The 21,036-nt window shown below is 59.4% G+C and carries 23 protein-coding genes; 11 read left to right on the top strand and 12 right to left on the bottom strand.

The genetic code is table 11. The features are described from left to right. Positions 1-397 precede the first annotated feature (397 nt). Positions 398-1,090, top strand: coding sequence for a hypothetical protein (locus HNQ81_RS14660; protein ID WP_183352059.1), 693 nt, complete (start codon positions 398-400; stop codon positions 1,088-1,090). A 37-nt stretch (positions 1,091-1,127) separates the two neighbouring features. Then, complete coding sequence (locus tag HNQ81_RS14655) at positions 1,128-2,120, top strand: RT0821/Lpp0805 family surface protein (RefSeq protein WP_183352058.1); 993 nt, start codon at positions 1,128-1,130, stop codon at positions 2,118-2,120. Between the two features lie 94 nt (positions 2,121-2,214). Here HNQ81_RS14655 and HNQ81_RS14650 read toward each other — a convergent pair whose 3' ends face one another. Continuing rightward, complete coding sequence (locus tag HNQ81_RS14650; RefSeq protein ID WP_183352057.1) at positions 2,215-2,397, bottom strand: hypothetical protein; 183 nt, start codon at positions 2,395-2,397, stop codon at positions 2,215-2,217. 174 nt (positions 2,398-2,571) lie between these two features. Between HNQ81_RS14650 and HNQ81_RS14645 the strand changes: the two genes are divergently transcribed. Then, positions 2,572-3,273, top strand: a complete 702-nt coding sequence (locus HNQ81_RS14645; protein ID WP_183352056.1) for a DUF554 domain-containing protein — start codon at positions 2,572-2,574, stop codon at positions 3,271-3,273. Here the strand turns inward: HNQ81_RS14645 and HNQ81_RS14640 are convergent. Beyond that, positions 3,268-3,762, bottom strand: a complete 495-nt coding sequence (locus tag HNQ81_RS14640) for a molybdopterin-dependent oxidoreductase (protein WP_337833462.1) — start codon at positions 3,760-3,762, stop codon at positions 3,268-3,270. The two genes, HNQ81_RS14645 and HNQ81_RS14640, sit on opposite strands and share 6 nt — an antisense overlap. A gap of 51 nt (positions 3,763-3,813) precedes the next feature. Further along, on the bottom strand, positions 3,814-4,605 hold the full coding sequence (locus HNQ81_RS14635; protein ID WP_183352054.1) for an SIMPL domain-containing protein: 792 nt from the start codon (positions 4,603-4,605) through the stop codon (positions 3,814-3,816). Between the two features lie 271 nt (positions 4,606-4,876). Between HNQ81_RS14635 and HNQ81_RS14630 the strand changes: the two genes are divergently transcribed. Next, positions 4,877-5,272 carry a YkgJ family cysteine cluster protein gene (locus HNQ81_RS14630; protein WP_183352053.1) on the top strand — a complete coding sequence of 132 codons (396 nt, stop codon included), beginning with the start codon at positions 4,877-4,879 and terminating at the stop codon, positions 5,270-5,272. A 211-nt stretch (positions 5,273-5,483) separates the two neighbouring features. On the opposite strand, the gene HNQ81_RS14625 is transcribed toward HNQ81_RS14630, so the two are convergent. Next, positions 5,484-7,163, bottom strand: coding sequence for an ATP-binding protein (locus HNQ81_RS14625; protein WP_183352052.1), 1,680 nt, complete (start codon positions 7,161-7,163; stop codon positions 5,484-5,486). Positions 7,164-7,425: 262 nt separating this feature from the next. On the opposite strand from HNQ81_RS14625, the gene HNQ81_RS14620 reads away from it, so the two are divergent. Further along, positions 7,426-8,334 carry a PhzF family phenazine biosynthesis protein gene (locus tag HNQ81_RS14620; protein WP_183352051.1) on the top strand — a complete coding sequence of 303 codons (909 nt, stop codon included), beginning with the start codon at positions 7,426-7,428 and terminating at the stop codon, positions 8,332-8,334. Positions 8,335-8,371: 37 nt separating this feature from the next. On the opposite strand, the gene thiD is transcribed toward HNQ81_RS14620, so the two are convergent. The 4 genes from thiD to HNQ81_RS14600 all read right to left on the bottom strand — a co-directional run bounded on the left by thiD (position 8,372) and on the right by HNQ81_RS14600 (position 11,999). Then, positions 8,372-9,190: a bifunctional hydroxymethylpyrimidine kinase/phosphomethylpyrimidine kinase gene (gene thiD / locus HNQ81_RS14615; RefSeq protein ID WP_183352050.1), complete on the bottom strand. Its 819-nt coding sequence runs from the start codon at positions 9,188-9,190 to the stop codon at positions 8,372-8,374. A 118-nt stretch (positions 9,191-9,308) separates the two neighbouring features. Then, entirely contained in the window at positions 9,309-10,124 is an 816-nt protein-coding gene (gene thiM / locus HNQ81_RS14610) for a hydroxyethylthiazole kinase (protein WP_183352049.1), read from the bottom strand. A gap of 203 nt (positions 10,125-10,327) precedes the next feature. Continuing rightward, the gene (locus HNQ81_RS14605) at positions 10,328-10,630 is read right to left on the bottom strand and encodes an MTH1187 family thiamine-binding protein (RefSeq protein WP_183352048.1); all 303 of its coding nucleotides are present in this window, start codon (positions 10,628-10,630) and stop codon (positions 10,328-10,330) included. Positions 10,631-10,775: 145 nt separating this feature from the next. Beyond that, a complete protein-coding gene (locus tag HNQ81_RS14600) occupies positions 10,776-11,999 on the bottom strand; it encodes a tetratricopeptide repeat protein (RefSeq protein WP_183352047.1) in 1,224 nt (407 codons plus the stop codon). A gap of 267 nt (positions 12,000-12,266) precedes the next feature. Here HNQ81_RS14600 and HNQ81_RS14595 point away from each other — a divergent pair, with 267 nt between their 5' ends. From HNQ81_RS14595 to HNQ81_RS14585, 3 genes are all read left to right on the top strand, one after another. Then, positions 12,267-12,620, top strand: coding sequence for a hypothetical protein (locus HNQ81_RS14595; protein WP_183352046.1), 354 nt, complete (start codon positions 12,267-12,269; stop codon positions 12,618-12,620). A 42-nt stretch (positions 12,621-12,662) separates the two neighbouring features. Next, positions 12,663-13,163, top strand: coding sequence for a DsrE family protein (locus HNQ81_RS14590; protein WP_183352045.1), 501 nt, complete (start codon positions 12,663-12,665; stop codon positions 13,161-13,163). Positions 13,164-13,256: 93 nt separating this feature from the next. After that, positions 13,257-13,574 (top strand): cupin domain-containing protein, encoded by a 318-nt coding sequence (locus HNQ81_RS14585; protein WP_183352044.1) that lies wholly within the window; start codon positions 13,257-13,259, stop codon positions 13,572-13,574. A gap of 88 nt (positions 13,575-13,662) precedes the next feature. Here the strand turns inward: HNQ81_RS14585 and HNQ81_RS14580 are convergent, their stop codons facing one another. Genes HNQ81_RS14580 through HNQ81_RS14565 form a run of 4 tightly spaced genes read right to left on the bottom strand, consistent with a single transcriptional unit; the run spans position 13,663 to position 16,622 of the window. Continuing rightward, positions 13,663-14,544, bottom strand: coding sequence for a thiamine pyrophosphate-dependent enzyme (locus HNQ81_RS14580; RefSeq protein WP_183352043.1), 882 nt, complete (start codon positions 14,542-14,544; stop codon positions 13,663-13,665). Then, entirely contained in the window at positions 14,537-15,748 is a 1,212-nt protein-coding gene (locus tag HNQ81_RS14575) for a pyruvate ferredoxin oxidoreductase (protein ID WP_183352042.1), read from the bottom strand. The genes HNQ81_RS14580 and HNQ81_RS14575 overlap by 8 nt, the downstream gene beginning before the upstream one ends. Positions 15,749-15,752: 4 nt before the next feature. Next, the gene (locus HNQ81_RS14570; protein ID WP_183352041.1) at positions 15,753-16,058 is read right to left on the bottom strand and encodes a 4Fe-4S binding protein; all 306 of its coding nucleotides are present in this window, start codon (positions 16,056-16,058) and stop codon (positions 15,753-15,755) included. A 3-nt stretch (positions 16,059-16,061) separates the two neighbouring features. Next, the gene (locus tag HNQ81_RS14565; RefSeq protein ID WP_183352040.1) at positions 16,062-16,622 is read right to left on the bottom strand and encodes a 2-oxoacid:acceptor oxidoreductase family protein; all 561 of its coding nucleotides are present in this window, start codon (positions 16,620-16,622) and stop codon (positions 16,062-16,064) included. Positions 16,623-17,441: 819 nt separating this feature from the next. On the opposite strand from HNQ81_RS14565, the gene HNQ81_RS14560 reads away from it, so the two are divergent. From HNQ81_RS14560 to HNQ81_RS14550, 3 genes are all read left to right on the top strand, one after another. Next, positions 17,442-18,506, top strand: coding sequence for a branched-chain amino acid aminotransferase (locus tag HNQ81_RS14560; protein WP_183352039.1), 1,065 nt, complete (start codon positions 17,442-17,444; stop codon positions 18,504-18,506). Positions 18,507-18,749: 243 nt separating this feature from the next. Then, entirely contained in the window at positions 18,750-19,319 is a 570-nt protein-coding gene (locus HNQ81_RS14555) for a helix-turn-helix domain-containing protein (protein WP_183352038.1), read from the top strand. 10 nt (positions 19,320-19,329) lie between these two features. Next, on the top strand, positions 19,330-20,982 hold the full coding sequence (locus tag HNQ81_RS14550; protein WP_183352037.1) for an AMP-binding protein: 1,653 nt from the start codon (positions 19,330-19,332) through the stop codon (positions 20,980-20,982). The last annotated feature ends 54 nt before the right edge of the window (positions 20,983-21,036 follow it).

Here is a 21,036-nt window from a genome sequence, read left to right as displayed (position 1 = left end):
GGAGAGTAGGTCGCCGCCGAATCCTTGCCCCAAAGGGCCCTGACATCCATCCTGTCAGGGCCCTTTCCCTTTTTCTCTAACCACTCCCGCCTCCCGCTTCTCCCCTAATCCGCCTCTCCACTAAACCACCTCTCCACTCCCTAAGACTTTCCCCTTCGTCGCTTCGCCGAGATTCCCTGCTCTGTCATTGAATCAATAGATTCTCGCGGTCGCGCATCGTAACAAACCAATGTGTCGCAAATTCCCTTGTTATGCTCCAACACTCTTTTTCCTCAGGGATGCGGGACACATTGCAGTCTTGCCCATAGCCAATTATAATGGACGGATCAGTACAGTTTGTACTTTAGCCATTATCTTTCTTGAAAATTTTTTTTCGCAGACTCAGTGGACCCCTTCTATGTCATCAAACGATTATCCACACACAATATCGGATCTCAGCTATTTTGTTCGATATCGACAATGCATTCTTTTGTTTTTTCTTACCCTTTCCTTTTCACTCTTCACCTTTACCCTCGACACTACAACGTTCACGTTCACTGTAGATTCAGCACTCGCCGCTGATTCCTCAGGTGGCGAATCCGGCGACGCTGGCGATGCCGGCGACTCTGGCGATACCGGCGACTCTGGCGATACCGGCGACTCTGGCGATACCGGCGACACGGGCGATGCCGGCGACACGGGTGATACCGGCGACTCTGGCGATACCGGTGATACGGGCGATACCGGTGATACGGGTGATACCGGTGATACGGGTGATACCGGCGATACGGGTGATACCGGCGATACCGGAACCGATTCAGGGGCTGACGCTGATTCTGGCTCGGGTCTTGATGGCAGCAGTGATGATGACACAATGGGTGGTGACAACTACGAAACCGATAATGACCTCATAATCGAAACCAATCAACGCAGCAGGATCGATGGTGATTCCGTTGATGCCGTAGAGACCAATAGAGGAGGGAGAAATACCCCGAAAGGTTTCGGTGACAGAGATACAGCCCTGTCACATCTTGGCACGTTCGACGATCTCAGGCCTGTTTCCTCAATCGAGGAAGAACGAATTCTTGGGACCTGGGACGATATAGAATAACAACCGTCATCTTCTTTAAATGAGATATTGCAATATCATGGTTTCAATCATCAGACACCTTGAACTGACCCTGCCGACATCCATCGGCGTTGCTTTTCCGTTTATCCTTGCGGTACTTGCCATTTCAGGCTGCGCTCCGATGGCTCCGCCAACCGCCCACCAGTACCCGCCAACCACAACAATCGTCTTAGGGCGCTCAACCCTTCCGGAACATACCGTGGGTACAACCTTTGTTTATTCAGACGGTTCCTGGGAAAAAGTCGTTGAAACAAACCCATCTTTCGTTATCTGGGAAACCAGCCGCGGGGAACGTTTGCTCAGCTCTCCTGATTTCACCTACCGCCCTGCCCGGTGGGAAAACAAAAACATGAAGGGGTACAGATTCTTCACCCCGACCAAATATCTCTATTCGACCACTCAGACGAGTGTCTGGCCTCTCGCCGTCGGCAATCGCACCCATTTCGACGAAAAAAGTAAATGGGGCATCCCGGGGGTATATGAAAAACACGCTGAAGCAACCTGGAAATGTTCCGTCGACGAAACAGAACGGGTGCAAGTGCCAGCTGGGACCTTCGACACCTGGAAGATCACCTGCTCACGCTTCAACAAGATGACCCGGGCGGGAAGGGCAATACGGTGGGAGGAAAAGATCTTTCACTACGCCCCAACCATCGGTCACTGGGTACTTTTCGAACAGAATTACCAGGCTGCACGCCCCAAGGTCCACAAGGAACTTGTCGCCATCCTTCCTTCCCTTTCCGCGCTTGGGATCGATAAAAACGCCATCGTCGGCATCAAGGAACACTTTCAACAAACTCTGGGAACTGCTGCCAGCGGCGAGATGAACAGGTGGACGGACGAGAACAAACAGATTTCTTTTGCGATGACTCCGGTTGCAACCTACCGTCTCGCCGACGGGACCCCTTGCCGCCGGTACGAGCAACGACTCGATCTCGGCTGGCAATCAAAAACCTATTATGGTATCGCCTGCCGCGGCGAGTCCGGCCTGTGGACGATCCCAAGGAAATAGCCAGACATCAACCGGATAGTGAATGGGCAACGAACAGCATCATCAAGATAACGCAAGCTCATTCCGTCCTACTCCTCGATCGGTACGCCGTCGTTTATCGGTAAACATCCTGCAGAGAGGGGCGCGCCACTGATCTCCACTCAGCTTTGACCGCCACGCCGGAAGCCTGCTGGTTTTCCAGTTTCACCGGAACAACACCTCTGCCATCCCCAGGAGAGATCATCCCTCTGCAGGTCGTCGCCGAAAAGCGGATGTTGCGCTGAATTTCTTCACTCATTCAGTGCTACGAAAAGGACCGTTCCCTGCTTCTCATTGTTCCCCTCCCCCACCCTGTTTCTCGCCGAAAAACGATTGCAAAAAGAGATCGGGAAAGGTAATGCATGGGGCTGCACTTATGGCCATGCCGATCAGGGTACATTCGGTGGCCGGAAAATTATCAGCAGAGAGAAAAATGATTGGGACAATCGTCAACGCCGTTGCCATCATCGCCGGGAGCATCATTGGACTCCTTTTCAGCCGGGGGATTCCCGAACATTACAAAGTGACAGTTCAGAACGGGGTGGGACTTTCGGTTGTCATGATCGGCGTCAAGAGTGCCCTCGTCGCCGACAATCTGCTGGTGGTCATCATCTCCATCGTAGTCGGCTCACTCTGCGGTGAAATCGCCCGAATCGAGAACAGGCTGGAACAGCTTGGCACCTATCTCGAAACCAGAGTCGCCGGGAAAAACGGCGGCAACACCGACAGCACTTTCGCCAAAGGCTTCGTAACGGCCAGCCTCGTCTTCTGTGTCGGCTCGATGGCCATCGTCGGATCGCTGGAAAGCGGCTTGACCGGCAACCATCAGACCCTCTTCGCCAAGTCGGTCCTCGACGGGGTCACGTCGATCATCTTCGCCTCGACGATGGGCCTCGGCGTGATATTCTCCGCCGTCGCCGTTTTCCTCTATCAGGGCGCGATCACCTTGACTGCCGTATTCATGAAAGGTTTTCTCGTCCATGCCACCATCCAGGAGATGACCTCCACCGGCGGCCTGCTCATTCTGGCCATCGGCATGAACATGCTCGGTATGACCCGGATCAGGGTCGGCAACATGCTGCCGGCGATATTTATGCCGCTGCTCTATTTCGCCCTGAAACAGTTGCTGTCATGAGGACGGTTGCAAGATAGCACGGTCAGCGGCCTCATCCTCGACCACACCTCTTCCGCCTGGCCCTGCAATGACCGCCTCCACCCAGGCCATGGTCACTCGGGAATCGTGAAAGCATTCCCCAAGAACATGAAAAAAGAGGGTGAAAAAACATGAAAATCGAAAAATAATTGCCCCCGTCCACGAGGAACACGGCCTGGTTTTTGTGGCTCCAGTAGACCGATCACCGGTGGCTCCAGTAACCCGGTCGGTGACCACCAGCCGCAAGGCCCCGAGGCGATAAAAAAAGGTATGACCGGCAAAGCGGTTCACCATACCCATACTGCCGGCGTAGGAATAGGGCAGCACCGCCTCGCCACCATGGCGGCGCATGACCTCGGGGAGTCTGGTCCTCAGGATATCCCAGGCGTCGTCCCAGCCGATCCGCGAAAATCGGCCTTCACCCATGGCGCCGGTCCTGACCTGGGGGTAGAGAAGGCGATCCTCGGCGATATGTCCGCAACTGCCTCCCTCGCGTTTCCCGAAACTCGCGTTTCCCGAAAATCACCGGACGGCAAAGACGACGTTGACCATGACCGTCACATCCATCTCCCCGGCAGGCAGCGCGGAGGGTGCACCCTCCACCGCCGCATGCATCTGCGGCGTCGTCCGGAAGTAAGGGATGGGCCGGGCGTTGCCCTCGTTTTCGCTGATCTGCAGCGGCTTCTCCACCGCCAGCCCGGACAACTGGGCCAGCGCTTCAGCCTTCTGCCGCGCTTCCTCGAAGGCAAGGACGCGTGCCCGGTTGACCAGTTCCTTGCGGTTCTTGACTTCGAAACTCACCGAATGCATCTCGAGTTGATGAATGGCGCCGAAGGTGTCAAGGATCTTCGCCACCCGATCCGGCCGCACATCGATCTCGGGGATATCAATATTGAGACTCTGCTCGACGCGCTGCCCGATCAGTCGCCGCTCCCCGTCGCTCCAGTCGTATTCCGGACGAAACGCCAGGTGGGAGGTCTGGATATTGCGTTCCGGGATCTCATTTTCTTTCAGGATATCGAGAACCCTGGTCAGTTTCTGATTCGCCTGCTGCTGCGCCTTGCCGGTGGTTTCCGCCAGTTCCGAAACCCCGGCGGTGATCCTGACATGATCGGGCTCGACGACGATCCGACCCTCTCCCGTCACCGTGATTGTTCTCTGCGTCACGGGAATCGCTTCGGTCTTTTTTTCCACTACCGGTTCACTCCGGTCTTCGATGCGGATTCCGGTCTGCTGCAGCCTGTCGGCGGCAAAAACGATCGCGGCACAGACGATGATCGCCGCCAGCACCACGCCCCACTGTTGATTCTTCATTCCGCAACCTCCCCTGCTGCATGGATTTGAGATCGATCCCCTTTATTATCAAGCTGTCCCAGAAGGGTAATTGCATAGCCTAGCGGATGCGTTGCAGCCGGGCAAGCGAATTTTCGGCTTTTCCCTTTACAGACCAACGCTGACGCTGCATAGTGCACTGAAGCAGCCGCACCTCCCTCCCAGGCAAACAGAGCTGGAAAAACCGATGCCGGCCACAGGGGATCACGACGCTTTCCCGGCTCGATCCAACCTCCGATCCAGTGCGCAGACGATGACGACAGCATCTTCCCCCCTCCGGTCGTCGACCGGCAGCGTTTACTGCAACTACTGCCCAGGCTATTGCTGCTATCGGCTCAAGGGCTCGACGCTTCTGATCACGGCGGAGGATATCAACAGACTGGCCCGACATTTCGGGATCAGCGACGGTGAAGTGCGTCAACGTTACATCGAAGACAGGAACACCTTCAAAACGAGGAGCGATGGCTCCTGTCCCTTTCTCAGCAACGACAGGATGACCAAGCGGTGCTCGGTCCATCCCGCCCGCCCCCGTCAATGCCGGGAATTTCCTTATGAACAGCCCTGCCCCTACCTGCTGCGTACCGATCTTCTCGAGGAGATCCAGCCCCGGATAGAACAGGCCCTGATCCGGTCAGGAAGATCGGAATGAACGAATCGGCAATGGCTGCCTCCATTGCATGGCCCGATTGAGAGCGGAAAATGCGGCCGGTGCCGTTCACTCCCCTGGTTGACGGAGACACCGGAACTTGACACGGGCGGACACACGTACCGCAAGGAGACGTTCGCCCGGAGGTACGGTTTCAACAGCGGAACCGGAGCGTTGCCGCAGGTGCCCCGCCGCTGCAATCGACATGTGCCGATCAGTTCATTCGGTCCGGATCGACCTCGGCGGGGAGATACACCCGGACAGTCGTGCCGCTCCCAGGTTTGGACCAGATCCTGATCTCTCCCTGATGCCGGCGAACGATGGCGTAGGCAACCGACAGTCCCAGTCCTATCCCCTTTTGATTGCCCCGTGATTTCGTCGAAAAATACGGATCGAATACCCGCAAGCGATGGGCATCGGGAATGCCGACACCGGTATCCGATATTTCGATCACAACGAGTCTCCCGCGCAGCGGCGGTTCGTCCTCTGTTTGAAGACCGATATCAACGTCCGGATGGTGATTGTAGAGGCGAACCCTGACGCTCCCTCCAGCGGCGACGGCCTCGACGGCATTGTCCAACAACTTGTCGATGACATGATCAACCTGGAAGGCATCGAAACAGAGGAGCTGGAGATCCGGGGCAATATCAAGCTCGATTTGGGTCGCGACTTTGGCCCTGACCCTATCGACACAGATGGCGATCACGTCGCCGAGGTTGCCCGGAACCAATCGCGGCGCATCTCCCAGCGAAAAAGAGATCAGCTGCAGCGTCAGTTCCTTGGCCCGCAGACTGGCCTGCCTGGCGGCATGGATAAACTCCCGCTCCCTTTCCCGCAGGTTCCCTTTCATCTGGAGGAGATCGAGATTGCCTATGACCACAGAAAGCATATTATTGAAATCATGGGCAATACCTCCAGAGAGCACACCGATCGATTCGAGTTTGAGAACTTTCAGCCTCTCCTCTTCCGCCCGGTTGCGGTTCGTCAGGTCATGGGCGATGCCATTGACAACCACGGACTGGCCACAGGTATCATACTGCCTTCTGATCGTCCAGTGCAGGGGGATCGCCTCACCGCTACGCCGGTTGACAAAGCGGTTCTCGACGACGATACTCGTCCGCCGCCGGGACAGGATCTGCAGAATGGCATCGAGAAAGGCCTCGGCGTCATCTTTATGGACGAAATCGATGATGGCCCACCCGATGCACGCATCGGCGGGTTCCCCGAATATCCGCTCGGCCGTGTGGTTACAGTAGGTTATGATCCCCTCCTTGTCCAACTGCACCACCAGGTCGTCCGTCCCCTCTACGAAGCCCCTGAGCCGTTCCTCGCTCAGGCGAAGGGAATCCACGGCGACCTTTCGTTCGATGGCAACGGCCAACTGCTGCGATATCGAGGTCAGAATCTCGAGGTCATCCCGGTCAAACTGGTCCGGATTGGTGTAGCTCTTGACCGACATCACCCCGAGGATTTCGTTGCCGGTCATCAACGGCACCCCCAGCCAGATCAACGGCATCTTCGCAACTCTGCGGTCCGCCGCCCGTCGCACCAGGTCGGCGGTTTGCAGCAGCAGCGGCCGACGGACCCGGAGCACTTCGTCGTCGAGAGAGTCGCCGTCGGCGAACCGATAGCCGGAATCATAACCGACATCCCACTCATCCCGAAAAAAAGGGAAGGACAGTATGCCGGTCCGACGGTCCACGATGCCAATGGCGAAATTGGTGACATTGATGACCCGGGCCAGTTTGCAATGGACCACCCGGAACAACTCGTCGAGATCGAATGTCGTGCTGACGGCACTGGAGATGTCGATCAGCGTCCGGCGGATCGCCGCGGCACGAAGGTCTTTTTTTCTACGACCGGCATTCCTGTGGTTCTGCACGTCGCGGATCATGGTTTTCAGCCCAAAAAAATGAATATGTGCAACTGAAACAATACTCTATTCCTTGATGAGAAAGAGCGGCATATGCTACCCTTTTTGGTTCCTCTTTTCAATCTCCTTCAGGGAACCTGATCCCGAGACGATGAACACCGGGTTTGGTGAGGATTGCGTCTGTGCCGATTCGATTTCGACACAGCAGTACCTGGTCGTACGCGTCGATATCAGGTAGCTTTGGTCACTGATGTCGGATCAACCCAAAAAGTTTGAGGTCCAGATGAAACAGTTCCGCTTCAAGAAGCTCGATGCCTTCGCCGCCGGCCAATCAAGCGGCAACCCGGCCGGAATGATAACCGTCGATTCCTTCGCCGATATTGCTCCCGAAGAAATGCAGCAGATCGCCCGTGAACTGCAGGGATTCGTCTCCGAGGTCGGGTTCGTCTGCCGAATGGCTCCGGAGCGAGTCGCCCTGCGTTATTTCTCGGCGGAGCGGGAGGTGGCCTTCTGCGGTCACGCGACGATTGCCATCCTCTACGACCTCTTCGCCAACGACCCAGATCTCCGGAATCTACCGGCAATCCATGTCGATACCACGACCAGCAGCCTGATTGCGGAAAACAGGGTTGCACCCGACAACGCCGTCTTCATCAGCGCCCCCAATCCGGTATCCACCAGGCAGGACATCGCTGAAACCTCTATCGCCACGGCACTCGGCATCGATCCCACGGACATCTCCACGTCCCTGCCGACTGCCAAGATCAATGCCGGACTCGAGACCCTGCTCGTCCCGTTCACGACCCTGCAATCGACACTGACGGTGCTGCCCGACCAGGATCGGCTCAGAAGATTCTGCGAGGACCACGCAATCGACATCGTCACCATCTTCACCGGTGAAACCGCGAGGTTCGATGCCGCCTGGCGCAGCCGCGTCTTCGCCCCTCGTTTCGGCTACCTCGAGGACCCGGCAACCGGCTCCGGCAATGCCGCCCTCGGCCACTACCTGCTGCAGCAAGGCCTCTGGGACGGAGAAACCCTGATCATCGAACAGAACGGCGAGCGCGATGATCCGAATATCATCAAACTCATGGCACGGAGCAGGGAGAAGGGAGGCCCGCAGGTTTTTATCGGCGGCGGCGCCGTCAGTCGAATCGAAGGGCTGTATCTGCTCCGCCGGCCAGGATCATGAAGTGAGGCGGTGCCTCTGCTACCGCGGCGTGACGATCCTACCAGTAGCGGTAAAAATGGTGCACCGGGCCGTGGCCGTGGCCGAGGGCATAGGAGGCGCCGGCGGCAATGGCGCCGGTGATGTACTCTTTCGCCTGCCGCACCGCCGCTTCGACCCCCTCACCGCGGGCGAGATGTGCGGCGATCGCCGACGACAGCGTACAGCCGGTGCCGTGGTTGTTGCGGGTGGCGATCCGTCGCCCCGGCAAAACGAGCAGTTGCTGGCCGCCGTCGAGACAGAGGATGTCATCACAGGCGACGGTTTCGAGGTGTCCGGCCTTGACCAGGACATTGCGGCACCCCACCGCCGCCAGTTCAACCGCCGCCTCACCGATCGCCTCGGCGGTGACGATCTCCCGCCCCAACAAAACCGAGATCTCGGGCAGGTTGGGAGTGACCAGTTCGGCCAGGGGCAGCAGGTACTTCTTCAAGGCGGCAACCGCCTCGTCCTGCACCAGCCGGTCGCCGCTCTGGGCGACCATGACCGGATCGAGGACGATCCGGTCGATACCGTGCCGCTGCAGCCCTGCCGCCACTTCCCTGATCAGTTCGGGAGAAAAGAGCATGCCGATCTTCACCGCATCGCAGCCGATATCGGAGAGCACGGCATCCATCTGGGCCCGGACGAACTCCACCGGCACCGGATGGATCGCGGTGACGCCGCAGGTATTCTGGGCGGTCAACGCGGTGATGACGCTCATGCCGTAGCAGCCGTTGGCGGCGATGGTCTTCAGATCGGCCTGGATGCCCGCCCCGCCGCCGCTGTCCGAGCCGGCGATGGTCAACACCCGGTGATAGGTCCTGGTCTCGTTGTTCATATCCTTTTCCCTCCCCAACTCTGCTCACCTCGCCCCTTCAACTCAGCGGAATCCCGCCCCCGCGGCACCTCCCTGTCGGTCACCAGATAGCGCGGCAAATCGGCTCTCGGGCCGATCTTCATGCGGTGCTGAACCGGCTGCGCTCAGCGACCTCCTCCGGGCGGAGATTATAGAGGGCGTCGAGCAGATTGATCATGAATGAACCGGGTCCGGCTGCCTTCTCTCCCGCCATCTCACCGGCGATGTTGAAGCAGGCCAGGCCGGTCGCCGCCGCCGATAACGGATCGGGGTCGACGGCAAGAAAGGCGCCGATGATCGCCGTGGCCGAACAGCCGGTGCCGGTCACGGCCGTCATCAGGGGATGGCCGTTGGCGATTCTGACGGCTTTCCGGCCATCGGTCACCAGGTCGACCTTCCCGGTGACCGCCAGGGTGGTCTGCAGGGAGGTGGCGAGCCGGGCGGCCACCTCGACGGCCTCATCTACGGCGTGGACCGCGTCGACACCCCGACCGGCCGCCGCGGCATCGCCAAGGGACAGGATTTCGGAGGCGTTGCCGCGCACGACGCTGACCCTGGTCTCGGCCAGTATCCTCCGGGCTGCGGCCGTCCGCAGGGCGGTGGCCCCGGCCCCGACCGGATCGAGGATGATCGGCCGACCGAGGACGGTCGCCCTTCGCCCCGCCAGCACCATCGCGTCGACCCAGCGGTCGGTGAGGGTGCCGATGTTGAGGACCAGGGATCCGGCCAATCCGACCATCTCCTCGACCTCGCCTGCGGCATGGGCCATGACCGGCGAGGCGCCGGTCGCCAGCAGGACATTGGCGGTATAGTTCATCACCACGAAGTTGGTGATATTATGGACAAGCGGTTTGCCGGCTCGAATCTTCTTCAGATTTTCCGCCGTTTTCCCGGGAAGCTGGGTGATAGTGCTCATGGTTTTGTCGAAAATCAATGGCAGTGAAAAGAGCCAGCAGATATGGCGAACAATCGGCACGGACAATCGGCAGCACCTTTGCCGCCGCTCCCCCGGCAACGACGCCCGTGGTCATCGTTTATAGGGATAACGGGCGGTGTTGTCAACCTTTTCACGGTTGACAGATCCTGCCGTCGCCACCGCCGCTCTTCAGCCTGGCCGCCCTATCGCTGCAGTTTCCGCCTGACGCTCTCGACCTTGTCGTCCAGTCCCTGGTCGCGGTCGGTGCGGGTGCCGAGTTTGATGGTGGTGGTGATCCGTGGCGCCCCCATCGCATGCACCCGCTCGTGGCAGCGTCTGACCGCCGCCATGACCTCGTCCCACTCCCCCTCGATATTGGTGCCGTAGGCGTGGAGACTGAACGTGAGTCCGGCCTCGGCCAGCACCTCCTGGCAGGCGGCGACATAGGCCGAGACCGAAACCCCGACCCCCATCGGCACGACACACAGATCCATGATTACGCGCATTTTTCCCTCCCTGGGCTGTTGCATTGCCGGGCGCCGCAGCGATCATCGAAACGGCTCCGGTGTTTCCCTTTCCAGTATACATCATGAACACAACGCCGCCAAACCGTCAGACCGCCGGTGAATGATGACGCTCTCGGCCACATGGTCAGCGGCGGCCGCCGCCTTTGGTCAGAAAAAAGAGCATCCCCCCGATCCAGCCGTCCCCTTCACGCCGCAGACGGATGGTTTCACGGTGACGAAGCACCCAACCGGTCGTGGTGGCGAGACGGCCAATAAACCCGGGAGAATGGGCGAACCTGCCGGTCGACTGCAGGCAGTACGTCGGCGTCTCGGCAATCTCGATCGAAAAGCAGAGGAGCGCGTCATCGGTGGTCTTCAGGTGCACCGCCGTCAGCATCGGTTCCGGATCACCAAGGTAGATCAGGACATCGGCAAGGGTCACCAGATCATAGCGGCCAGCGGTCCCGTTCAGGAAGGGGAAAATGCCATCGACTACGAGATGATGGTACAGCCGTTTAATCCTGGCCCGGACGATCATTTCCTCGGCGAGGTCGACCCCGGTGAGACAGTCGCAGATATCAACAAAGGCGGCCCCCACCAGCCCGGTGCCGCAGCCCAGGTCAAGGAGATGGGCAAACCTCCGGCCGGCACCGGCCACAAGACCGACACCACGTCTCAGGCCTTCCGGTACCCGATAACCCAGGCCCTGTACCAGGCTGTCTTCGAAATCATCGGCATAGCCGTTGAAGACGGTGCGAACGTACTCGTCGGCGGCGGTCCCAATCCGCTCCCCCCGCAGTGCGGCAACCATGTGGCGGGCCGTCTGGTGGCCGGGATGCAGTTCCAGCAAACGGCAATAGCATCTGCAGGCCTCGTGAAGCTTGCCCTGCAGGTGCAAGAGGTAGGCGAGGCCGCCGGTCGCTCCCTGGTGGTCCGGTTGCAGCACCAGTAACCGGTCGAGAACCTTTGCCGCCTGGTCGTATTGCCGCAGTTCCCTGTAGCAGCCGGCGAGGTTGTACAGGCCGTCGACATCGTCGGGGGCAAGTCGGAGCAACTCCTCGTAAACGAGGGCGGCCTTGCCGGTCCTGCCGCATTTCTGCAGGCAGAGCCCGAGGTTGTAGAGCAGGTCGGGATCGTCGCCGGAGGCGTCCATGGCCTGAAGATAATGATGAAGCGAGGCCTCGAATTTTTCCTGGGCATAGAGCAGCAGGCCGATATTGTAATGGAGGGCCGGAGAATCGGGAAAATATTGAAGGAGCCGGGCATACTCCGCCTCCGCCTCGGCATAACGACCTTCACCCTGCATCAAGGAGGCGCTCCGGTAGATGCTGTCGACCAGTTCGGCGGAGATCGAAGACGGCCCGGTCATGCCTCGCCTCCGGTCGTGACGATACCATCGATTCCCTTCATCTCCATCTCCTCATCTTTGTCCTCCCCGCGGATTGACGGGGCATGCCGCCCCCGCCTCCTGAGTATTACCGTTGACGCAGTCGGGAACGCAATCTATTTCCTCGCAGGACGCTCTCACATTGCGGAACGGTCCGGGGATGCTTACCAGTTCTACAATAGACGCCCATCGACCGGTATCGGCACAGGGCGATGACGACTCAACCTGAATCACAAGGGGGATACACCCATGAACCTGATCTTCAGCATTCGACGACTGACCGTCCTGGTCGCCGCTCTCGGCCTGTTTTTTCTCCAGACCGCCCCGCTTGCCGCCGCTCTCTACGAGGAAGATGTTTCGACCGGCGAGTACCTCTATCTCAAGGGCATGGTGCGCAAAGTCTCCGCGACCGACAAATCGGTGGTCCTCGAGCAGGTGAAAGGTCCTCGCGTCACGATCCGCGTCACCCCCGACACCGAGCTCGAGGGGATCGGCAAACTCGAGGATCTGCAGACCAGGCAGATCATCAAAGTCTGGTATCGACCGGAGCAGGACGGCAACCTTGGTCTCAAGATCCTCCGACTCCCGGACGTGGGGTGTTGATACGCCAGCCCCTTTCCCCTTCCCTGCACAGGAGATACGTCGATGAACTGGATGATGAAAATGGTGGTGGTGATGCTGCTCGCGGTCGTATTCATCCTCCGCAGCGATGACGGCGCCGCCGCCTTGAACCACGGCGGGGCCTTGTCCGGGGTCTTGACGGCCAATGTCTATTTCGACGTCAACATCGGTGAGCCGGCCAAGCTGCGCACCCGGCTGCAGCTCATTGAAACGACCTACACCGATCTGGTGACCGCCGGCTTCTCGCCCCGGGTGGTGATCGGGATCAGGGGGATGGCCAGCAACTACTTCACCGAGGGCGCCGACTACGTCCTCGAGGCCGATCTGCCGCTCAAAAAAGAGATCGTGGCGAAGGCGGAAAAATTCAAGGCCATGGGGTTTGCCGTCGAACAATGCCGCATTGCCGCCGGGCTGCAGAAGATCGAGGTCGCCGACTTCCTGCCGCTGGTGCAGGTCGTCGACAACGGCTATGTCTCGATGATCGGTTACCAGGCCCAGGGGTATGCCTACGTACCGATGGACTGACCGGGGAGTGTACAGAAAGTGCAAGCGGCAGCCGCTATGACTGTCGTATCACATCTTGATGAAGGTCTTTCAGATACCGCAAGGGAGGGAGCCATGGCATTTTGGGATTTGAACACCTTGCCGCTGGAGGAGTTCCGGCCAGGCATAGTCAGCAAGGCGGAATTCGGCAACGATCTGATCATGGTCTGCATGAAGATCGCTGCCGACATGGAGGATGCCGGCCATGTCCACCCCTTCGACCAGTGCGGCGTGGTCCTCGATGGAAAAATAGAGATGTTCGTCGGCAATGACCGCCGACTTCTCACTGCCCGTCAGAGCTATTTCATCCCCGCCGGCCAACGCCATGGCTGGAAGACCTTCGAGGAAGCGGTCACGCTGCTGGACGTGGCGGTGAAGCAGCCGCCGCAATAACCGGAGATACGTGCTCCATCCTGACAGATGGAGCACGTCACAAGACCCGGTGCAGGAGAATTTCAATCAGTCAGGCGGTACACGATCATCAGGCCGCCCACTTGGCGTCGACCTGCTGCTGGATCGTGTTCACCATATCGGTGTCGAGGGATTTGAAGCGTCCCTGGGCGGCAAAATAGTCACTGACCGGTGGGCGCTTTTTGCCGACGAGCCGTTGCGAAGGCGCGGAAAGACTGAAGCTGCCGTTCTCGATTTCATACAGGTCAAAAAGCCCCGTCTCGACGGCGAGTTTCCCCACCTTGATCGTGTAGCGCGTATCGAAACCCCACCCCGGCGGGCAGGGAGTATGGACATGGATGTATTTCGGCCCGTGGATGGTGGTGGCCTTCTTGACCTTGTCATAGAAATCGAGGGGAAAGGCGGCAGAGGCGGTGGCGACATAGGGAATGCCATGGGCGGCGATGATGGCCGGCACGTCCTTTTTCACCTGCAGCTTGCCCTTGATCGGTGTCGTGGTCGTCAGGACACCCTGGGGGGTGGTGCCGGAGCGCTGGACACCGGTATTCATGTATGCCTCGTTGTCGTAACAGATATAGATAATGTTATCGCCCCGCTCGCATGCCCCCGACAGGGCCTGAATCCCGATGTCGCTGGTGCCGCCGTCGCCGGCCCAGGCCACGACATTGACATCGTCCTTGCCCAGCGCCATCATGGCGCTGCGGACACCGGTAGCCGCAGCCGCGGTCGAAGCGAAGGTGACATTGACGCAGGGGAGTTTGGTCGAAGCCACCGGATAGAGGCCCTGGAGAACGGTGAGACAGCTGGGAGGCACCACCAGGACGCTGTTTTTGCCCAGGGCCTTCAGCCCGATGCGGTAGACGATGGACAGACCGCAACCGGTGCAGGCCCGGTTCCCGGAGTGGACGAACTCTTCCTCAGTCAGGTTTAAAATGGTTGTCTTCTCAGCCATGATGCTCTTCCTGTAATTTTAAGCCGATCCAGCGTGGCGTATCTTCGATTGCCGCAGGCCTGGCGCATGATTCCGTCAAAGCGTCGAGCAGCTGCTGCGTCTTGATCTCCCTGCCGCCGAGGCCGAGGATGTAATTGTGGATAATCGGCCGGTCGTCCATACGGTAGAGGGTCGATTTGATGTCGCTGTAGAGCGGCCCCTGGTTGCCGTAACTGAGGGCCTTCTCGAAAACGATGACGCATTCCTTGCCGGCAAGGGCGGAGGCAACGGCCTGATCCGGGAAGGGCCGGTACATCTGCACGCCCATGACGCCGATGGCAATGCCGTCTTCCCGCATGGTGTCGATGACATCGCGCAGCTGGTAGGACAGCGAGCCGACGGCGACGGCGACGAAGCGGGCGTCATCGCAGCGGTACTGCTCGACAAAGGGACTGCCGCCGCGGCCGAAGCGCTGCTCGAATTCGCGATCGATCTCGGCATAGCTGTCGAGGGCGGCGCGGAGGTCCTGGTGCAGGTTATGGCGGATCTCAATGTACCCCGGTCGCATGGTGCCATCGACCCCGGGCCGGACATCGGGCAGAGTCACGGTATTGAAGTTGCCGGGATTTTCCGGATCAAGGAAGTGCTTCGGGACAAACGGCGGCAGAAAGGCGTCAACCTCGCTCTGTTCCGGCAGATCGAACGGCATATAGGTATGGGACAGCAGATAGCCGTCGTAACACACCATGACCGGGATGCTGACGGTCTGGGCGAGACGGAAGGCCTTGATCACCGAATCGATGATCTGCTGGTGATCGCTGGCGTACAGCTGGATCCAGCCCACATCCCGCTGGGCCATGCTGTCCTGCTGGTCGTTCCACACCGTCCACGGCGCCCCGATGCCGCGATTGACGACACAGGTGACGATCGGCAGGCGGGCGCCGACGGCCCAGTGCAGCTGCTCGTTCATATACAGCAGGCCATTGGCACTGGTGGCGGTGAAGGCCCTGGTGCCGGCCGTCGAGGCGGCGATGCAGACGGCCATGGCGCTGTGCTCGCTCTCCACCGGTATATACTGGGCGGTGAGCTGTTCCGACTCGACGAATTCCGATAATTTTTCGGTCAACGGGGTCTGCGGGGTGATCGGATAGGCGGCGATGACCTGGACCCGTGAGAGTTTGACACCCGTCGCCGCGGCGACATTTCCCGATTCGATGATGTGCATGGTACTATTTCTCCTTTCCGGTCTGGCTGGCCTCGTCCACCATCTCGATGGCGCCGGCGGGACACTCCTCGGCACAGATGCCGCAGCCCTTGCAATAGTCGAGGTTGATGGCGGGCGGAATGGTCTTGCTGACGACGCAATCAGGGCAAAGGAGCCAGCAGGTGAAGCACGCCCTTTTCTTGGTTTTGGCCGGAATGCATTTGTCGTAATCGATGATCGGCCGCTTGACCCGCCAGGAACCGGTGTTGCCGCCGTCTCCGGGCCCCGGCTGGCTGCGCGAGATCATCTCGCAGTAGGTTTTCGTTGCCATTTCTTACTCTCCGATGAAGGTATGTTCATAGGCGATGCGTGCCGCCCTGGCGTTCAGTTCCGGCTTCTTGCCGGTGAATTCCTCTTCGATGGCGCGGGCCAGGGTGTCGATATCGACAAGACCGCTGGCCTTGGCAAAGGCGCCGATGATGCCGCTGTTGACGATACCGGGCTTCAGCCCTGCTTCAACCCCGTGGGCCGTGACGTCGGCAACGGCCACCCGGGCGCCACCGAAAGTGTAATTGGAGGCGGGCGGCGGTGCGTTGAGGACCACCAGACCGTTTTCCTTCAGGCCGGCGACGACGTCAACCTCTTCAAGCAGGGTGGCGTCGAGGACGACCACCATGTCGGGGGTGGTGATCGGCGAGAGATCGTATATTTTCTCCCGGGAGATCTTCAGCGAGGTGAAAACCGGGGCGCCCCGCCGCTCGGTGCCGAACGTCGGCGCCATGACCACACCCTTGTAACCGCAGGCGAATGCGCCGTTCGCCACGATCTTGGCCGCGGTGATGGCGCCCTGGCCGCCGCGTCCGTGCCATCGTATTTCAATGATGTCTTTTCTCATTTCTCACCGCTTTGGTAAAATTTGCCGGTGGCACAGAAGCCTGCACCACCGGCGGTTGATGCCTTGCAACTCTCATTCCGGTCGCCCATCCCGGCCGATGCCGGGGTCCATGATCTGCAGTTTTTCCGTTATGACGTTATCCGCCGAGGCGGCGGCATGAGGCGTGGCCAACAACCGAGCGCTCAATCAATAACCGCCCCACCATACCACAATGTCGCGTTCAGGTAAACACACCGGTTACTGCCGGTAGTCGACTGGAACTGGTGGCTGAAGACCTTGCAGAAACGCACATGCAGGATGAAAATCCAGTTGGGAATAAATGTCGCTCAACATAACGTGTGCAGCCAAAAAAAACTCATGATTTTTTCTTCTGCCCGCCATGGCTCGCGTCTCCGGGAACCTCCCCGGCCGGACATTATCGAAACGACCGAATATGCAATCGTACCGATCGGAGAGACCACCCGAGCCCTGTACCCGAATCCGGTTTATGGCTTTGACCTCGTCGCATCGTCCCGACCCTCCGGGGGAAGGCGCCATCACGGCCAATCGTTGCCGGCACTCAACGGCGCGGAATCCCCTTCCCTCTTTCTGGCAGAAATATGTCACAACCCTGCAACCTTGTCTCGGAAAAAAAGCGCCACTTTACCCTGGGATTATGGTATGGTGGCAACGGTTTGGAGCCCTTGGTCATACTGTTGGCCCGAGTCGTCCGACGAACTCCCGGCCGACTCCCCGAACCTGTTTTTATTGACATTTCCTCGCATTTTCAGCAAACAGCAATAAATATATGCATCATTACTATTTACGGAAGGAGCCATAATGGAAATAGCATTCAGAAAAGCGGACAGCCTGAAGAATCACCCCGATCAATCCTCGCTGGGGTTCGGGACCATCTTCACCGATTACATGTTCAACATGGACTACAACCCCGACCAGGGTTGGCACAATCCCCGCATCGAGCCTTATGGGCCGATGGAAATGGATCCTTCGACCATCGTGCTCCACTACGGCCAGACCATTTTCGAGGGCCTGAAGGCGTACCGCACAGAGAGCGGGGCCGTCCAGCTGTTCCGACCGATGGATAACATCAAACGCTTCAACCAGTCGGGGGACAAGCTCTGCATCCCGCCCGTCGACGAGGAGTTCGTCCTCCATGCCCTCGTCGAGCTGCTCAAGGTCGAAAAGGACTGGATCCCGAGCGCGCCCGGGACTTCACTCTACATCCGCCCCACCATCGTCGCCACCGATCCCTACGTCGGTCTCCGGGTATCGCAGACCTACCGTTTCTTCATCATCCTGTCGCCGGTGGGCGCTTACTATCCGGAGGGATTCAACCCGGTCAAGATCTGGGTTACCTCCAAGTATGTCCGCGCCGTCCGGGGCGGATTGGGCGAGGCGAAAACCGCCGCCAATTATGCCGCCAGCCTCTATGCCACCGAGATGGCTCACAAGGAGGGGTACACCCAGGTAATGTGGCTCGACGGCGTCGAACTGAAATATGTCGAGGAAGTAGGGTCGATGAACATCTTCTTCATCATCGGCGACGAGCTGATCACCCCGATGCTCAACGGCAGCATCCTCGCCGGCGTCACCCGCAACTCCGTCATGACTCTGGCCCGGTCGTGGGGGATGAAGGTCACGGAGCGCAAAATCAGCATCGATGAGGTCTATGCGGCCAACGAGAAGGGAGAGCTGAAGGAGATCTTCGGTTCAGGAACGGCCGCCGTTATCTCGCCGGTTGGCCACATGAAATTTGACGGCACCGAGATCACCATCGGTGACGGCGGCGTCGGTCCCGTTTCCGCCCGGCTGTTCAAGGAGCTGATGGATATCCAGTACGGCAAGGCCGGCGATCCTTTCGGCTGGACCGTACCGGTGGCATAGGAGAAGAGAGGCAACGGCGGTTGTCGCTCGCCGGGACTCAGGCAGGGATGGCGATCCGATCGAGCCCCGTCGACCATCCCGGCGCAGGGGACCGGCAGCTGCCGCGAAGAGTTTCCACGTTCAGCAGTGAGCCCCGGCAGACCGGCAAAGCCGATCGCAACGCCTTTGTCAATCTCCATCGGGGGCAGGGTGTGCAGGGCAGGTCGATGTTGCGGCGTTAACAAAACAGACGAGGGGGAAGGTATGAGTGCAGAAAAGATCAGTCAGCGAATCAGGTACTATATGGAAAAGCGGGACATCGGCATCGACCGGCTCGCCGAGAGCACCGGACTCGACAAAGAGTTCATCACCACGATGCTCAATGAGAACGTCTACCCCCCGCTCGGGCCGATGATCAAGATCGCCCGGACCCTCGGGGTCCGCCTCGGCACCTTCCTCGACGATCAGGAATCGACCGATCCCTACATCGTCCGCAGTGCCGAGCGGCTGACGAAATTCAGCGTTCTCGCCGAAAAGAACAAGCCGGCGGCGCTCAACTTCTTCTCCCTGGGAATGGGCAAGACCGATCGCCACATGGAGCCGTTCTTCATCGAAGTCATGCCGGAATCGGCCGCCAGGAAAACCCTGTCCTCCCATGAAGGCGAGGAGTGGATCGCCGTGCTCAAGGGCAGCATCGAAGTGATCTACGGCAAGGAGACCTACATCCTCGAGGAGGGTGACAGCGTCTACTACAACTCGGTGGTGCCCCATTATGTCAGCGCCCGGGGCGGCGAAAAGGCCCAGATCCATGCCGTAGTCTACATACCGGAATAAGGGAGGCGCCATGGAACAGACACTTCCGCTGCTCGAAATGACCCTGGGCCAGATGCTCGATGCGACCGTTGCCAGATACCCTGACCACGACGCCATCGTCTACGTCGACCGCAATTTCCGCCTGACCTACCGCCAATTCCAGCAGGCCGTCGACGACCTGGCCAAGGGCCTGATGGCGCTCGGCGTGCAGAAGGGCGAAAAGGTCGCCATCTGGGCGACCAACATCCCCAACTGGGTGATGCTGCAGTTCGCCACCGCCAAGATCGGGGCGATCCTGCTGACCGTCAACATCAATTACAAAAGCGCCGAGATCGAGTACCTGCTCGGCCAGTCCGAGACCGAAAACCTCTTTTTGATCGACGGCTATCAGGACACCGACTACATCACCACCATCTACGACCTGGTTCCGGAACTGAAGACCATGGAGCGGGGCCGACTGGCCAGCAGCCGCTTCCCGCACCTCAAGCGGGTCTGCTTCCTCGGCCTGGAGAAGCACCGCGGCATGTACTCGATGCCTGAGATCAACGCCCTGTCGGTGATGGTCAACGACGAGGAATACCAGGCCCGCCAGGCCGCCCTCTCGCCCTATGATGTCGTCAACATGCAGTACACCTCGGGGACCACCGGCTTTCCCAAGGGGGTCATGCTGACCCATCACAATATCGGCAATAACGGGTATTTCGTCGGGGCGAACCAGCTCTTCACCGAGAAGGACCGGGTCTGCGTGCCGGTGCCGCTGTTCCACTGCTTCGGCTGCGTCATGGGAGTCATCGGCTCGGTCAGCCACGGGTCCTGCCTGGTGATCCTCGAGGGCTTCGACCCGGTGATGGTCATGACCTCGATCGAGAAGGAGCGCTGCACCGCACTGTACGGCGTACCGACGATGTTCATCGCCATCCTCGACCACCCGCTGTTCGCCAAATTCGACTTCTCATCGCTGCGGACCGGGATCATGGCCGGCTCGAACTGCCCGATCAAGGTCATGGAACAGGTCATCGCCAAAATGCACATGACCGATGTCACCATCTGCTACGGCCTGACCGAGGCCTCGCCGGTCATGACCTATACCCGCATCGGCGACGATATCCGCCTGCGGGTGGAGACCGTCGGCCGGGCCCTGCCCCACCTCGAGGTCAAGATCATCGACCCCAAGACCGGCGAGACCCTGCCGCCCGGAACCCAGGGCGAGGTGTGCTGCCGCGGCTACAGCGTGATGACGGGCTATTACAATAACGAGGAGGCCACCCGCAAGGCACTCACCGACGACGGCTGGCTGCGCTCCGGCGACCTCGGCATCCTGGACGAAGCCGGCAACCTGAGAATCACCGGGCGCTACAAGGATATGATCATCCGCGGCGGCGAGAATATCTATCCCCGGGAGATCGAGGAATTCCTCTACAATATGGACGGCATCAAGGATGTCCAGGTGGCGGCCGTGCCGAGCCCGAAGTACGGCGAGGAGGTGGGGGCATTCGTCATCCGCAGGGACAATGCCAATATCGAGGCGAGCGATGTCATCGACTTCTGCCGGGGCAAGATCGCCCGCTTCAAGGTGCCGAAGTATGTTCACTTTGTCGACGGTTATCCAATGACCGCCAGCGGTAAGATCCAGAAATACAAGCTGACGGAGATGTCGGAACAGATCTGGCCGGAGCGGATCTGAAAGGCTCTTCATTGTAATTTTCAGTAAGGCCCTGAACTTTCGGCTGCCGCGTCG

It is taken from the genome of Desulfoprunum benzoelyticum (assembly GCF_014201505.1).
In the GTDB taxonomy this organism is placed as follows: domain Bacteria; phylum Desulfobacterota; class Desulfobulbia; order Desulfobulbales; family Desulfocapsaceae; genus Desulfoprunum; species Desulfoprunum benzoelyticum.
This window is presented reverse-complemented; position numbering and strand designations above follow the sequence as displayed.